This is a genomic window from Luminiphilus syltensis NOR5-1B, assembly GCF_000158175.1.
GTDB classification, from domain to species: domain Bacteria; phylum Pseudomonadota; class Gammaproteobacteria; order Pseudomonadales; family Halieaceae; genus Luminiphilus; species Luminiphilus syltensis.
The window spans coordinates 3,175,565-3,190,344 of sequence record NZ_DS999411.1 but is presented as its reverse complement, the minus strand read 5'-3'; the positions used below and the strand labels follow the sequence as shown (position 1 = coordinate 3,190,344).

The window sequence follows — 14,780 nt, the reverse complement described above, 5'->3', positions numbered from 1 at the left end:
GCAGTGGTGGGATGCTCGGATCCGACCCGAGGGTTATATCACACCTATATCCGAATTTGTTCGAATATGAATTGACAAGCAATTCGCTCCCTGACTACTCTGCCCAACTCTGTTTCCACAACACCGCAATGCTTCGGGAGTGTCACAATGGCGTACAGCGTAGGAGTTGATGTCGGGGGTACGTTTACGGACGTATTTATGTTGGACGATGCCGGTGGGCAGCCCCTTACGGCCAAAGTGCCCTCTACCCCTGAAGATCCCTCGATTGCGGTGATCAACGGCATCGAAAAAGTCTGCCAGCAAAACGATATTGACCCCACTTCGATTCGTGCAGTGATGCACGGCACTACTGTGGCGACCAATGCCGTACTCACCGGAAATGGTGCCCGGGTGGGCTTGATTGTCACCGATGGCTTCCGACAGATTCTGCATCTTGCCCGGGGCTTTGTTCCGGGGGCGTTGTCCGGTTGGATTAACTTTGTCAAAGGCAAGCCTATGGCCGAACTCCGCGACACGGTCGAGGTGGGCGGGCGAATCGGTGCCGACGGCGCGGTGGTCAGGCCCCTCGATGAAGACGGGGTTCGGCGCGAGGTGGCCAAGCTTAAGGCCAGCGATATCCAGTCAGTGACGATTTGTCTGCTCAACAGCTATGTGAACAGCGAGCACGAGGATCGGGTCGAGGAGATTGTCCGGGAAATGATGCCCGACGTATCGATCTCGGTGTCCTCGCGGACTCTCCCGGAAGTTCAGGAATATGAACGGGCGATCACCAGTGTGGCGAACGCCTTTGTCAAGCCGGTGGTTTCGCGCTACCTCACCAATTTGAAAAAAGGATTGGAAGAGCGAACAGGGGCTTTGAGTCTGTCGATTCTTCGCTCCGATGGTGGTCTCGCTGCCGCGCAGACCGCCGGTGAATACCCGGTCAATCTGCTCATGTCGGGCCCGGCCGGTGGTGTTGCGGGTGCGAACTGGGTCGCTCGCCAGTCGGGCTTCGAAAACATTATTACCTTTGATATGGGGGGAACCTCAACCGATGTCTGCCTCATTGAGGGGGGCGAAGCCCAGGTAAGGCGCGAGACGGTGGTCCATGATGTCGTCGTCCGGGCATCGTCGGTGGACGTTCGCACGGTCGGTGCCGGCGGCGGCTCGATTGCTTACGTGCCCGATCTCACCAAGGCGCTGCGGGTGGGCCCGAGCTCAGCCGGTGCTGTGCCCGGCCCTGCGGCTTACGCCAAAGGAGGCGAGGATCCGACCGTGACCGACGCCAACGTGGTCCTGGGTCACCTGCCTTCAGATGCGCGGCTCGGCGGTGATATGGAGATCCGCAAGGATCTGGCGGAGAAAGCGCTGACGAAAATCAGCGAGCCACTGTCCATGTCGATCGAGGAGGCCGCCGAAGGTGTTATTCGTATCGTTAACGAGAATATGTTCGGCGCGCTGCGGCTGGTGTCGGTGGAGCAGGGCCACGACCCCCGAAATTTTGCGTTAATGGCCTTTGGCGGTGCGGGACCTCTGCATGCAAACGCGCTGGGCCGACTGCTCGGTGCGTGGCCGGTCATCGTGCCGCGTGGCCCCGGGGTGCTTTGTGCGGCGGGAGATGCGACCACCAATCTTCGGGATGAGGCGGCACGCAGCTTGATCAAACTCGTTGATGAAACGAGCAAGGAAGAGCTGAGTGAGGCGTTTGATGAGCTTACGGCGCGCGCCTGTGCGTCGCTCGATTCCGAGGGCGTTCCGCGGGATAAGCAGGAAGTGCGTTTTCAGGTGGATTTGCGTTACGCCGGGCAATCGGCGGACATCACCGTCACCCTAAGCCCCGAGGACTTTGCGAAACATGGTATCGAGCAGGCGGTGGGTCGCTTTGATGAGCTCCACGAGCAGATGTTCAATTTCCGCCTGGCGAAAGCCAAGGAGATTGTGAACCTGCGCGTGATCGTGCTGGGGCCGGGGGCCGAGGCCGTCGAGCTGAGTCTCGAAGACGGCGATGGCGATATCACCCGAGCGGCCATTGCCGACACCCAGATCTATTCTGAAGGCGAACACCATCCGGGTACGATCTATGACCGGGCCAAGCTACTTGCAGGGGATCGCATCGAAGGGCCCGCGATCGTCACCGAACTCGATTCCACCACAGTGATTCTTCCGGGCAGCCATGCCACGGTGGACTCGGTGGGTAATCTATTGATCCGCGATAATTCCTGAGCGGAAGGGAGAGCAGAAATGGCGACGCTAATTGAAAAGAACACAACGCCCTGGGACGAAGTCGAGGTTGATGCCGTCACTTTGGACGTTATTGAAAATGCCATCCAGAACGCAAGGGTGCAGATGGATGCCATTCTTTTCCGCACGGCGATATCGACAATTATTCGCGAACAGCGGGATGGTTTTCCGGTATTGACCGACCGCGATGGGCAGATGCTCGCCGGTCAGTTCGGATCTCCGGTCGATGGGTTTATCGATAACTACGATGGCGACGTTCAGGAAGGGGATGTCCTGCTTACCAATGATCCCTACGCCTGTGACGGTGCAATCAGCCACCTCAACGATTGGCTGGTATGCACCCCCGTCTTCTACAACGGTCGCCTGCTGGGTTGGACGGCGATGTTTGGCCACATGAGTGATATCTCGGGTTCGACCGCGGCATCGATGCCGGTTACCTCCACCGATCTTCTTCAGGAGGGCATTGTCATTCCGCCGGTCAAGGTCGTTTCAAAAGGCGAGCTGCAGCAGGATATCGTGCGCATGGCGGTGAGAAACTCACGCACCCCCGACTGGAATGAAGCTGACTTCTACGCGATTCTTTCGGCCTGCCGCACGGGTGCCGCGCGTCTGGTTGAAATGGCCGACCGTTTTGGCCCTGAGGTTCTTGTCTCCGCTCAGAAGTTGTTGCTTGCGCGCAATCGGGAAGCCATGCGTGAACTGATTGTGGCGACCATGCCCGAGGAAAAAGTTGTTTTCGAGGACTATATCTGCGACGACGCCCTGGGCTACGGACCTTATAAAATTGGTTGTGAAATGTGGCGTGAAGGCGATCAACTGATTTTTGATTTTGCGCGAACCGATCCCCAGTCAGCCGGTTGCGTCAACTTTTTGCTCAACGATCGAATGTTCAAGATGTTCTGTGGTCAGTTCATGGTGAACGTGTTTGATCCGCAGATTGTTCTCAACGACGGCTACATCGATCTGATTGATGTGCGCATACCCAAAGGCAGCCTGCTCAATCCGGTGGCACCGGCGGCGCTCAATGGTCGAACCCACGCCCTCGGCCGAATTTTTGACATTATCAGCGGCCTGTTCGGCACGGCAAATTCAGACTTTTTGGTGGCGGCGGGTTTCTCCGACAGCCCCCATATGATGTTCTCCGGTTTCAACGAGCGCGACGACTGGTTCCTGATGTTCCAGATTGGCTTTGGCGGTATCCCGGGTAAACCGGGCGGTGATGGGCCCGATGGGCATTCGCTGTGGCCGAAGATGCGCAATGTGCCCAATGAATACACCGAAGCGTACTTTCCGATTCGCGTTGAGCGCTTCGAATCGATCCCGGACACGGGAGGCCCCGGCCTTCATCGCGGTGGCAATGGTGTAAAGACCGAGTACGCGTTTCTGGTCGAAGGCAAGGTGTCGATTCACGATGACCGTTGGTTCACCTACCCATGGGGTGTCAAAGGTGGACTACCCGGCGTCCGCAGTACGAAGACACTGATTCGTACCGACGGCAGCCGCGAGACCTTACCCTCCAAGATCGATAACGTGGCGGTTGAGCCCGGCGACCTGCTGGTGTTTGAAACGTGGGGCGGCGGTGGCTGGGGTGACCCGCTTGAGCGTCCTTACGATGCCATCGCCTACGATCTTGAGTCGGGCCTGGTCACTGAAAACGGGGTAGGGCGTTACGGCGTTGTGGTTAAGGCTGACGGCACTATCGATGTGTCTGCCAGCGACGCGCTTCGTGCCAAAATGACCGAGGAACGCGGTGAGATCGAGCCCTTTGATTTTGGCGCCACATTGGATGAGATACGCGAAAAGTGTCTTGAAGAGACGGGCTTTGAACCGCCGAAACCGCCCATTCAGGCACCCATTGCTGCGGCATGGGCACGAAAACAAAAGCGTGGGAGTGAGCAGGCGAGCGGCGCTCGAGCTGCGGGTTAAGTGTCGTCAGTATCGGATCCATCGGGAGCAGGTGGCGACGCCTTTGCCGCGGCTTCCTACGCGGCCCGCGACATGGGGTTTGGGACCCACGCGGCGATTCTGGTCGTTGATTTTCAGCGGGCCTTCACCGACCCCGACTATCCGATGGGGCGTTCAGAACATGTCAGCAGCGCGGTAGATCAGACCGCGCAGCTTATTGATTTTGCGCGGCCACTCGGGGTTCCGGTTGCCAGTTGCTCGATCGGTTGGCACAGCGAGGGCGATATGGCGCGGTGGAAGATCGGCGCTGTTTACAACGATATGTTTTACGGGGATAAAAGTCTTGAAACGGATCCGCGTCTTGCCGGTAAAACCGATTTCCATTTTATTAAAAGCGCACCCTCCATGTTTTTTGGAACACCACTGAATACGTTTCTTAATAAGCAGGGTGTCGATACCGTTTTGATTACCGGTGCCACGACCAGTGGCTGTGTTCGCGCAACCATTGTCGACGCCTTTTCGCACGGTTATCGGGTGATTGTCCCCGAGGACTGCTGCGGTGATCAGGAACTGGAGGCGCATCGCGCCAATCTGCGCGATGTCAGTCGACGATACGCCGACGTCATGCCCAGTGAGCAGGTGCGCCTCGCGCTCAACACATTGTATGGGGACCAGACCAATGGCAACGCTTGAAACCAGGGACGGCGCGCAGATTTACTACGAGGTGATTGGTGAAGGCGATCCTGTTCTGTGTCTGGGCGGTTGGGGCACCTTCTGTCATGGTGAAGAACGGGGTCTGCCCTTCGGGCTGATCGATCAGTATCAGGTCATCATCATGGATTACCGCGGTCTCGCCGAGTCGACTGATAATCTGGAAACACCGGCGACAATGGGCCTTTACGCGGAAGATGCCATCGCCATCCTCGACCACCTGGGACTGAAGAATGTTCATCTGCTGGGCATGGTGGGGATTGGCGCCTGCATCTGCCAGCAGATTGCGATCCGGCGACCGGATCTGGCAAGAACACTGATCAATACCGGCGCCTGGGCAAAAGTCGATGCCATGCTGCGCGAACATCTCAGGTTGTTTCTGGATATCCACGAGAAAATGGGCTGGGCTGATTTCCAGCGTTTTGCCTGTGCGATGTCCTTTGATCCCGATTTTTACGATGCCAATATCGATCGATTGCTGGGTGAAAACGGGCCATGGAAAGAGCTTAAAGGAAACCTCGATACCCACCGGCGCTTTATTGAGGCGAGCGTTGATTACGATGCTATTGAGGACCTGAGATCGGTAACGGTCCCCGCATTCGTATTGCATGCGGAAATGGATGTGGTCACAGGACCTCGTGTGACCCAGCCGATTGAAGACGCACTGCCGAACGCGGTGGGTGTGAAATTTGAGGATGCGGCACACGTCCTCGCGGGAAAAGATCAGCGCCAACGCTTCGGCAGCGAATTGCTGGGTTTCCTGAATGCCCACTGATGCTACTGCGCTGAGCCTTGCCTTTCAGACGCTGCTATTTGTGCCCGGTAGTCGTATGGACCGGGTCGCCAAGGCCCATGCCACAGATGCGGATATCGTGGCTATCGATCTTGAAGATGCAGTACCCGAGGCAGAAAAGGACGCTGCCCGAGAGGGGGTGCTTCATTTTTTAGCGACCGATGCAACGGTTCGTACCGCGGTCAGAATCAATGGTTTGCGCACGCGGGCGGGTCTGCAGGATTTGCTCGCATTCTCTGGCACCGATTCGAGTCCGGGAATTGTCCTGGTGCCGATGGTGGAAAGTCCGGTAGAGCTCGACATCTTCAATGCCGCCTTCAATGGAAAAGCAGTGTCGGTGGTACCGATTGTAGAGACGGTGAAAGGGCTTTCTGCGGTAGTCGCTATCGGTCAGAGCGCCAATGTCGCCAACGTGATGTTCGGAGGCGGTGACTTCTCCAGTCAGATGGGTGTTGATCTCGCCTGGGAGCCCCTGTTTCACGCCCGCAGTCGTTTTGTGATGCAGTGTGTTGAAGCGGGCGTCAGAGCCGTCGACGTGCCCTATATCCACATCAAGGATGACACGGGTCTCGAAGAAGAGACCCAGCGCGTCAAGTCGCTGGGGTTTTCTGCCAAGGCGCTTATCCACCCGAATCAGGCCGCGATTGTCAAAACCGCACTCAAACCGACGGCTTCCGAGCTCGAGCGTGCGGCCCAGGCAGTGGCCGCGTATCACCAGGCGGGCGGGGGGGCCATCATGCACCAGGGCGTGATGCTGGATGAGCCGATCGTCCGCCGAATGGAATCACTTTTAAAATTAAACGAAGGGGCAGGCAATGCGTGATGGGGTTGTAGAAGTATCGAAGGGTCGTTACCGCGAGACATTCGGTCGTTATCTGGAGGATTTTAAAGTGGGTGATGTTTACGAGCATCGCCCCGGGAGAACCATTACCGACACCGATAATGTCTGGTTTACCTTGCTGACGATGAATACGCATCCGGCACACTTTGACTACGAGTACGCCAAAAATACGGAGTTTGGTAAGCCGCTGGTGTGTTCGCCATTCACCGTGGCCCTGGTGGTAGGGATGAGCGTTTCCGATATCAGCCAGAAAGCCATCGCCAATCTCGGCTGGGGTGACATCAAGTTGCCGCATCCCCTGTTTCCCGGCGACACGCTCTATGCGGAAAGCGAAGTACTGGCAACGCGCGAATCAAAGAAGCGCCCCGAGCAGGGCATTGTCACTGTAAAAAGTATCGGCCGAAACCAGGACGGTGTTGAGGTGTGCTCCTTTGAACGCAGTGTACTGGTATGGAAACGCGGCTTCGGTAATGCGGACGACTAAGCACCTGCTCACTATTTAAACAGTTACTTACTACAATGGAGATTTGAGATGTCGGACACGACGGCAGCCCGAGGGACGCACATCGATAGCGATGACGAGCGCGCACTGGTCGAGGCTATTGAGCGCTGGGTGGAAAAAGAAGTGGCCCCGGTGGCGATGAAATTTGATCACGATGACGTTTGGCCTGCGGAACTGGTTGAGCAGATGACCGAAATGGGCCTGTTCGGCGCAACCATCAGTCCGGAGTATGGCGGACTGGGACTTCCCGCACGCACCTATGCCGAAATTGTGATGCGGATATCCTCCTACTGGATGGCGATCACCGGTATTTTCAATTCGCACCTCATGATGGCGGCGGCCATGGAGCGATTTGGTACCGAGGCCCAGAAGTCTCACTGGCTACCGCGTTTTGCCAGCGGCGAGATTCGTGGCGGCCTCGCCCTGACCGAGCCCAATGCGGGAACCGATCTGCAGGCGATTCGAACCACAGCGGTTCGCGATGGCGACGACTACGTGATTAACGGCACCAAAACGTGGATTACCAATGGCATCCAAGGCAGTGCGGTAGCACTTCTGGTGAAAACCGACCCCAATGCTGACCCGCGTTATAAGGGGATGAGTCTGTTTATCGCGCCCAAGGGCGAAGGGTTCACGGTAGGCAAGAAACTCAAGAAGCTCGGCTATAACGCCATCGACAGTGCTGAGTTGGTGTTCGAGGACTATCGATTGTCGGCGGATCATTTGATCGGCGGCGAAGAAGGAAAAGGTTTCTTCCAGGCCACGGGTGGTCTCGAGTTGGGTCGAATCAATGTGGCCGCCCGGGGGGTTGGGCTTTGCGACGGCTCTCTGCGCCTGGCAACCGAGTACGCGCAGACCCGCCACACCATGGGCAAGCCGATTTGTGAGCACCAGGCCATCCAGCTCAAATTAGGTGAAATGGCCACCCGCGCCCGCGCGGCTCGCCTGATGACGCTCGATGCTGCCGATGCCTATGACAGCGGTCAACGCTGCGACATGGAAGCGGGTATGGCGAAGTACTTTGCCTCAGAGGCGGCGGTCCGTAATTCGGAAGAGTCGATGCGGATTCACGGCGGTTACGGCTATTCCAAGGAGTATGAGATCGAGCGTTATTATCGAGATTCACTGCTCATGTGCATTGGCGAGGGCACCAATGAGATGCAGCGTATGATCATTGCCAAACAGTGGGTCAAGCGCCACCCGGTATAGCTGTCGGGCGGTTTTCGCTGCGCGTCGGCGAGCCATATCTAGTGTTACAAAGCCCGATTTATCGGGCTTTTTCAGTTTTGGTGGTGGTGCCCGCCCTTTGCTTTGATGAAATTCCGGACGAAGGCGACTGCCCGGTCGTCCTGATAAAGCGATTCCTGGCTTTTGAACTGGCTTCAAAAACGGTGCTATTCTCGGGCTATAAAAAGTGAATCCACGACATAATAAAGCCGTCAAAAGAAGTCAACGTTTATGTATCGAGAAGCGACTGAGAACCACGACCCCGGTGTGCGCGGCGCCATGCTTGCGGATATCAACAAGATTGACTGGGTAGATCTGGCGGAGGGCGTCAAATTCAAATTACTGCGCTACTGCGAGGTCACCGGTGACTGGGTGCTCTACGTACAGCTGCAGCCGGGTGTAAAATTTGCCCGCCACAAGCATATTACTCCCGCCGAATTTTTTATCATCAAAGGTGTCCTCAAATTTGAACGTGGGCAGGCGGGTGCGGGCGTCTACGGTTATGAAGAGATCGGTGAAATCCATGAAGAGGCCGGTGGCGATGAGATCACCGAGTTTTTGTATATGGGGCACGGACCCGTCTCGTATCTCGATGAAAACGATAAAACCCTGTTCATCGGTGACCTGGCCTTTTTCAAGAGCGCCTGGGAGGGCGAGGTGCCAGAAAATATCATTGACCCCTAGTTACATCTGACGGACCAGTGGCAATTTCGGTCAATGTGGGCGGAGTGGCCGTTGAAGTCGGCGAGTAATTTTCGGACGTGGCGATTGTCGCGGCCGGTTTTAGACCATCGGAATGCGGGATTTTTCGGCAATGTAGTACCACTGCATCATGCTGAACGCCGTGTCCAACCCCAGTACTTAATAGGAGCGTGTTGAATGGATTTTAGTGAGCAGGAGCTCAAAACGGCCTACCGGACCATGCGTCACATGCGCAATTTTGATGAGATTGGCCGGCGTGAATTTATGGCGGGAACCCTGCCGGGTTTTATGCACATGTACTGTGGGGAAGAAGCGATTGGAGCCGGTGTCTGTGCTCACCTTTCCGATGAGGACTATATCGCCAGTACTCACCGGGGTCATGGTCACTGCATCGCCAAGGGGTGTGCCATTGAGGACATGGCCCTTGAGATTTTTTGCCGCCAGGACGGGCTTTGCCACGGAAAGGGCGGCTCGATGCATATCGCCGATCTGAAGAAAGGCATGCTCGGTGCGAACGCCATTGTCGGTGGCTCGGCACCATTGGCTGTGGGCGCGGCGCTGACGGCCAAGACCCGGGGTACCGACAAGGTATCGATCGCTTTTATCGGTGATGGCGCGTCCAACCAGGGCACGGTCTTTGAAGCCATGAATCTGGCGGTAGTGCTCAAGCTCCCGGCGATATTTGTTTATGAAAACAACGGTTACGCGGAGATGACCGGAGTCGATTACCACTGCGGCAGTGGCGATATTGCGGCCCGGGCGGGGGCGTTCGGGATGCCCGCGCACAAGGTTGATGGTACCGATTACTTCGCGGTGTACGAGGCGATGGCGGAGGCCACCCAGCACGCGCGATCGGGTAAGGGTCCCGTGTCGATCGAATGTATCGCACCGCGCTGGTACGGCCACTTTGAAGGCGATCCGCAAAGTTACCGCACCAAGGAAGAAATTGCCGACCTTGAAAAGAATCGCGACCCCATACTCCTGTTCCGCGACCGGGTCATCGCTGAGACCGGGCTCACCCAGTCCGATTTCGATGCGATTGATGCCGAGTCACTTGAGCATGTTGAGAAGGCCATGGCTGCTGCCAAAGCGGCACCACAGCCAGAGCCTGCGGATCTGCTGACGGATGTTTACGAGGTTTATGACTGACCATTGACCACGAATTCTCAGTTCGGGGTTACGTCAAGTGACCGTCGGTCAAACAAATTAACAGGAAGAATCTAAATGCCACAGATGACAATGCGCGAAGCCATCAACCACGCGATGCGACTCGAGATGCGCCGGGATCCGGAAGTTATTTTGATTGGGGAAGATGTCGCCGGAGGGCGCGGCTGCCCCGTCGATGATGTTGAAGCCGCCGGCGGTGTTATGGGTGTGACCGCAGGCCTTTTTAATGAGTTTGGCGAGGCCCGGGTGATCGACACGCCGATCACCGAGTCGGCGATCATGGGTGCTGCAGCTGGTGCGGCACTGACGGGTATGCGGCCCATCGCCGAGTTGATGTTCGCCGACTTTTTCGGGGTCTGTTTCGATCAGCTTTATAATCAGGCAGCGAAATTTCGCTACATGTTTGGTGGGCAGCAGGGTGCCGCCATGGTGGTCAGGACGATGATCGGTGCCGGTATGGGTTCGGGGCCGCAACATTCACAGGCGATCTATCCGATCTTCGCTCACATCCCTGGTCTCAAGGTGGTGCTGCCCTCCTGCGCGTATGATGCCAAGGGCCTGCTCATCCAGTCGATTCGAGACAACGATCCGGTCATTTTTTGCGAGCACAAAATGCTTTACGGGGATAAGGATGAGGTCCCTGAGGAGAGCTATCAGATCCCGCTGGGTCAGGCGCGGGTAGTTCGCGAGGGTTCCGACGTTACCGTCGTCGCTCTGGGGCGGATGGTCAAACTTGCTGTTGAGGCTGCCGAGGCCCTAGAGGAAAAAGGCATCTCGACCGCAGTCATTGATCCGCGAACCATCTCGCCACTCGATGTCGATACGATCCTCGATAGTGTCGAAGAGACCGGCCGTGTGGTTGTCGTCGATGAGGCAACGCCGATGTGTTCGATGGCTTCGGAAATCGCCAGCATGATTGTCAGCGATGGCTTCTCTTCACTGCGCGCGCCTGTGAAAAAGGTCACTGCGCCGCACACGCCCGTGCCGGCGTCACCGGTTCTGGAGGCGGAGTATGCACCGACAGCTGCGCGTATCAGCGCCGCCATCGAGAGTGTTTACGCCTATCGCTAATCATTGCCAGAACTATTCCAACGATTTAAGGAGTTTGCGATGACTGATCTTACTGACCCCCATGGCCTCGGCGATATCGTCGTCAAGGTCGACGACAAGGAATGGTGCGATCTGGGCGGTGGCACCCAGTTCAAACTTCTGCGCTGCAATATGCAAAGCGGGGAGTGGACGCTTTATGTGCGGATGGAGGCTGGCGCTGCTTTCGCGCCGCACCGTCATCTGAGTAACTCAGAATACTACGTGACCAAGGGTGAGCTTCTTTACGACGTGGGCTCTGCCCCCGCAGGAACCTATGGTTATGAACCGATCGGCTCGATCCATACCCAGGCGCGATGCGAGATCGATACCGAAATGATTTTCATGGGTCGCGGCGCCGTGGCTTTTACCGGCGATGAAGGTGAAATCCGATTTATCCTCGACAACGAATTTTTGCGCGACGTCACCACCGGTGATGTCAATGCTGATATCAGCTAATACGATGATGGGAAGACAATCCGATGACTGACAGTATCAAGGCCTTCACCATGCCCAAGTGGGGCATGGAGATGCAGGATGGCACCGTAGAGGAATGGTTGGTTGCCGAGGGCGATGCGGTTGTCGCTGGGCAGGCCATCGTCGTCGTTGAGACCGAAAAGATCGCCAATGAAGTTGAAGTGGATACCGCAGGTGTCGTGCGTCGGATAATCGCGCAGACCGGTGAATTGTACCCTGTCGGAGCCATGTTGGCAGTTATTGCCGATGCCGGGGTCAGCGATGATGCCGTGGATGCCTTTATTGGCGGCAGTGCTCCGGGTGCCGAATCCAAGGCTGACGCGCCAGGTGCTTCGGCAGCGCCGACGCCAAAATCTGAACACTCCGCCGCCAATAAGGCGATTTCACCCAAGGCGGAAGCACTGGCGATGCAGTTGTCGATCGATGTCGCTTCGGTCGAGGGCACCGGACGTAAAGGTCGCATTACGCTTCAGGATATCGAGCAGGCCGCCAAGGCTCGCGGTCTGTTCAATGATGACGCCAGCTCGGGTCCCGAGTTTGAGCGAGTGGCACTCACCAGCCGACAGCGAACTGCGGCCAAACGTCTGACCGAGGCGAAGCGCGATATTCCCCACTTTTATCTCGAGCGAACGCTGCCGCTGGCGCAACTCGTTGAGTTTCGCGCTGCGCGCAAAGCGGCGGGCAGCAATGCGACGTTGAATGACTACATGTTGCGGGCTTGTGCACAGGCACTGGCGGCCGTGCCCGAAGTCAATGCCCAGTTACAGGGTGACGAGGTCCTGCGTTTCAGGAAATCGAATATCGCCGTTGCGATGCAGGTGGATAGCGGCTTGATCACGCCGGTTGTCAGGGATGCGGGAGGAAAGAGCGCCAGCGAAATCGGCGCGGAGACGCGTCGACTCCACGAGGCGGCCAGTAGTAACAGTCTTGCCGCCGATGACATCAAAGGTGCGACGTTTACCGTTTCCAATCTGGGTATGCACGGTATTGATCGCTTTTGCGCGATTATCAACCCACCCGCCGTCGCGATTCTCGCGGTAGGCTCCGTAGCGCCCCGCGTTTTACCCGGCAGCGATGCGCCCCAGTCCAGCGTCAACGTGACGCTGTCCTGTGACCACAGAGTGGTCGACGGCGTGCTTGGTGCGCAGTTCCTGCAGGCGTTGCATGATGCCGTACAGGCGCCAGAAAAGCTGGATTACTAAGGGGTTGTTCACAATGTCACGATCAAGCGACGGGTTAAAATTTGGGCGGCAGGTTCTTCCGGGGCTTTGCGGTCTTTTGGGCGTGTTGCTAAGTCTCTCCGCTGGGGCCGCAGGACCGTCGGGAGACCGAGCGGGGGAGCCTGAAGCCTTGTATCAGCAGCACTGCTCCCATTGCCATGATGGCGGTGTACCCAAAGCCCCCCATCGCATCAATTTTGAGATGTTGGGCGCTTCCGCAATCCACACCGCGCTGACCGACGGCGCGATGCGGGCTCAGGGATCCGCATTATCGCCTGACGAGCGTATTGCATTGGCGGAGCACCTCTCGGGACAACAGCTGGGTGCGGCGAACGATGCGTCGGTTGCACTGTGTGGGACTGATCAAGTAGCACCGTCGCCGTTTGCCGCTCCGGCCTTGACCGGCTGGGGTATGAGTCTTGAGAGCACACGCTACGTCCCCGAAACCATAGCCGGGTTTTCCGCCGATGACGTCTCCGATCTCGAGTTGAAATGGGCGTTTGCCTACCCGGGAGCAACCCGCGCCCGTTCGCAGCCTACGGTGGCAAACCAGACCGTATTTGTTGGGTCGCAACCGGGTGCGGTTTACGCGCTGGATTTGATGACCGGCTGCGCAAGATGGACCTTTACAGCGGATGCAGAAGTGCGCTCTGCCATTACCCTCGTGATGGAAGGCGATAACGCCGCCGCCTACTTCGGTGATTTCGAGGGTAACGTCTACAAACTCGATGCTGAAACGGGTGAGCAGCTTTGGCGATCAGCGGTTCGGGATCACCCGGTGGGTACCATCACCGGGTCGCCGCGGTACTTTGATGGGCGCTTGTTTGTACCCCTATCCTCATCAGAGTGGGCCAGCGCCGCTGACCCGGGTTACACCTGCTGCACCTTTCGTGGCAATGTCATATCACTAGACGCGGAGACGGGCGAGGAGCTCTGGAGGACGCACGTTATTCCGGAAGCGCCGAGCCCGACGGGAAAAACCAACAAGCGCGGTTTGCCCATTCTCGCGCCCTCCGGAGCACCGGTTTGGAACAGTCCCACCATCGATGAGGAACGAGGTCTCTTGTACGTGGGCACCGGAGAGTCCTATACCTCGCCAGCCCACGGCAACAGCGACTCGGTGATAGCAATCGATCTCGATACCGGGAATATCGTCTGGTCGTTTCAGGCTCTGGCTGGGGATGCCTGGAACATGGCCTGTAATCTCCCAGGCATGCGCGACAATTGCCCCGAGGAGGATGGCCCCGACCTCGATATTGGCGCCTCACCGGTACTCTGGAAAGGGCCCGAAGGGCGGGATCTGATTCTGGTTGGCCAGAAGTCGGGCATGGTTTACGCCATAGACCCCGAGAACAAGGGTGAGCTGGTGTGGAAGACCCGAATTGGCCGGGGTGGTTTTGCCGGCGGCGTACACTGGGGTATGGCCAGCGATGGCGAGCGACTGTTTGCGACCAATGCCGACACAAACTTTATCGGTAAGTTTAAGGGTGAACCCAAGCCGGGGTTGTATGCCCTGAATCCAGTCAATGGTGAGACAGTCTGGTTTACGCCCGCGGGTGAGCATTGTGACGACAGTCAGCTGCCGGCCTGTGACCCGGGCCTATCCGCGGCACCCACCGCCATTCCCGGTGTGGTTTTCGCAGGTGGCTTTGATGGGGTCCTCAAGGCCTATGCGGCCGAAAGTGGTAAGGTAGTGTGGTCGTTTGAGACCAATCGGGAATTTGAAGCCGTCAACGGCGCTGTCGCTCGCGGTGGGTCAATCGAGTCGGACGGCCCGGTCGTTACCGATGGCCACTTACTGATTAACAGCGGTTATTTGTTCGGTGGTCGGATGCCGGGTAACGCCTTATTGGTGTTTACTCCGGGCGGCGACTGAACCCGTAAACACTGGGTTCCGCAACGAACCAATTATTCGTATAACAGGGAGAG

Annotated in this window: 13 protein-coding genes; all 13 read left to right on the top strand. The window is 57.3% G+C overall.

Annotated features, from left to right (window positions below):
* Window positions 1-147 precede the first annotated feature (147 nt).
* Window positions 148-2,202, top strand: coding sequence for a hydantoinase/oxoprolinase family protein (locus NOR51B_RS14410; protein ID WP_040482173.1), 2,055 nt, complete (start codon window positions 148-150; stop codon window positions 2,200-2,202).
* Between the two features lie 18 nt (window positions 2,203-2,220).
* Window positions 2,221-4,146, top strand: a complete 1,926-nt coding sequence (locus tag NOR51B_RS14405; RefSeq protein ID WP_009018917.1) for a hydantoinase B/oxoprolinase family protein — start codon at window positions 2,221-2,223, stop codon at window positions 4,144-4,146.
* Complete coding sequence (locus NOR51B_RS14400; protein WP_230198482.1) at window positions 4,147-4,818, top strand: isochorismatase family protein; 672 nt, start codon at window positions 4,147-4,149, stop codon at window positions 4,816-4,818. It abuts the gene before it with no gap.
* Window positions 4,805-5,611: an alpha/beta fold hydrolase gene (locus tag NOR51B_RS14395; protein ID WP_009020936.1), complete on the top strand. Its 807-nt coding sequence runs from the start codon at window positions 4,805-4,807 to the stop codon at window positions 5,609-5,611. The genes NOR51B_RS14400 and NOR51B_RS14395 overlap by 14 nt, the downstream gene beginning before the upstream one ends.
* Entirely contained in the window at window positions 5,601-6,452 is an 852-nt protein-coding gene (locus tag NOR51B_RS14390) for an HpcH/HpaI aldolase/citrate lyase family protein (RefSeq protein WP_009019753.1), read from the top strand. The genes NOR51B_RS14395 and NOR51B_RS14390 overlap by 11 nt, the downstream gene beginning before the upstream one ends.
* Entirely contained in the window at window positions 6,445-6,954 is a 510-nt protein-coding gene (locus NOR51B_RS14385) for a MaoC family dehydratase (protein ID WP_009020786.1), read from the top strand. The genes NOR51B_RS14390 and NOR51B_RS14385 overlap by 8 nt, the downstream gene beginning before the upstream one ends.
* Before the next feature lie 48 nt (window positions 6,955-7,002).
* Window positions 7,003-8,181 (top strand): acyl-CoA dehydrogenase family protein, encoded by a 1,179-nt coding sequence (locus NOR51B_RS14380; protein ID WP_009021454.1) that lies wholly within the window; start codon window positions 7,003-7,005, stop codon window positions 8,179-8,181.
* A 249-nt stretch (window positions 8,182-8,430) separates the two neighbouring features.
* Complete coding sequence (locus NOR51B_RS14370) at window positions 8,431-8,883, top strand: cupin domain-containing protein (protein WP_009021484.1); 453 nt, start codon at window positions 8,431-8,433, stop codon at window positions 8,881-8,883.
* Between the two features lie 195 nt (window positions 8,884-9,078).
* Window positions 9,079-10,050 (top strand): thiamine pyrophosphate-dependent dehydrogenase E1 component subunit alpha, encoded by a 972-nt coding sequence (locus NOR51B_RS14365; protein ID WP_009020575.1) that lies wholly within the window; start codon window positions 9,079-9,081, stop codon window positions 10,048-10,050.
* A 75-nt stretch (window positions 10,051-10,125) separates the two neighbouring features.
* Window positions 10,126-11,139, top strand: a complete 1,014-nt coding sequence (locus tag NOR51B_RS14360; protein ID WP_009021133.1) for an alpha-ketoacid dehydrogenase subunit beta — start codon at window positions 10,126-10,128, stop codon at window positions 11,137-11,139.
* A 39-nt stretch (window positions 11,140-11,178) separates the two neighbouring features.
* Complete coding sequence (locus NOR51B_RS14355) at window positions 11,179-11,613, top strand: cupin domain-containing protein (protein ID WP_009019707.1); 435 nt, start codon at window positions 11,179-11,181, stop codon at window positions 11,611-11,613.
* A gap of 23 nt (window positions 11,614-11,636) precedes the next feature.
* A complete protein-coding gene (locus tag NOR51B_RS14350) occupies window positions 11,637-12,833 on the top strand; it encodes a dihydrolipoamide acetyltransferase family protein (RefSeq protein WP_009021155.1) in 1,197 nt (398 codons plus the stop codon).
* 13 nt (window positions 12,834-12,846) lie between these two features.
* Window positions 12,847-14,727 (top strand): outer membrane protein assembly factor BamB family protein, encoded by a 1,881-nt coding sequence (locus NOR51B_RS14345; protein WP_050759502.1) that lies wholly within the window; start codon window positions 12,847-12,849, stop codon window positions 14,725-14,727.
* Window positions 14,728-14,780: the final 53 nt, after the last annotated feature.

What these genes read in the sequence shown, in the direction of transcription:
- NOR51B_RS14410 (WP_040482173.1), top strand. Translation starts at nt 148, where the DNA reads ATGGCGTACAGCGTAGGAGTTGATGTCGGGGGTACGTTTACGGACGTA.
- NOR51B_RS14405 (WP_009018917.1), top strand. Translation starts at nt 2,221, where the DNA reads ATGGCGACGCTAATTGAAAAGAACACAACGCCCTGGGACGAAGTCGAG.
- NOR51B_RS14395 (WP_009020936.1), top strand. Translation starts at nt 4,805, where the DNA reads ATGGCAACGCTTGAAACCAGGGACGGCGCGCAGATTTACTACGAGGTG.
- NOR51B_RS14390 (WP_009019753.1), top strand. Translation starts at nt 5,601, where the DNA reads ATGCCCACTGATGCTACTGCGCTGAGCCTTGCCTTTCAGACGCTGCTA.
- NOR51B_RS14385 (WP_009020786.1), top strand. Translation starts at nt 6,445, where the DNA reads ATGCGTGATGGGGTTGTAGAAGTATCGAAGGGTCGTTACCGCGAGACA.
- NOR51B_RS14380 (WP_009021454.1), top strand. Translation starts at nt 7,003, where the DNA reads ATGTCGGACACGACGGCAGCCCGAGGGACGCACATCGATAGCGATGAC.
- NOR51B_RS14370 (WP_009021484.1), top strand. Translation starts at nt 8,431, where the DNA reads ATGTATCGAGAAGCGACTGAGAACCACGACCCCGGTGTGCGCGGCGCC.
- NOR51B_RS14365 (WP_009020575.1), top strand. Translation starts at nt 9,079, where the DNA reads ATGGATTTTAGTGAGCAGGAGCTCAAAACGGCCTACCGGACCATGCGT.
- NOR51B_RS14360 (WP_009021133.1), top strand. Translation starts at nt 10,126, where the DNA reads ATGCCACAGATGACAATGCGCGAAGCCATCAACCACGCGATGCGACTC.
- NOR51B_RS14355 (WP_009019707.1), top strand. Translation starts at nt 11,179, where the DNA reads ATGACTGATCTTACTGACCCCCATGGCCTCGGCGATATCGTCGTCAAG.
- NOR51B_RS14350 (WP_009021155.1), top strand. Translation starts at nt 11,637, where the DNA reads ATGACTGACAGTATCAAGGCCTTCACCATGCCCAAGTGGGGCATGGAG.
- NOR51B_RS14345 (WP_050759502.1), top strand. Translation starts at nt 12,847, where the DNA reads ATGTCACGATCAAGCGACGGGTTAAAATTTGGGCGGCAGGTTCTTCCG.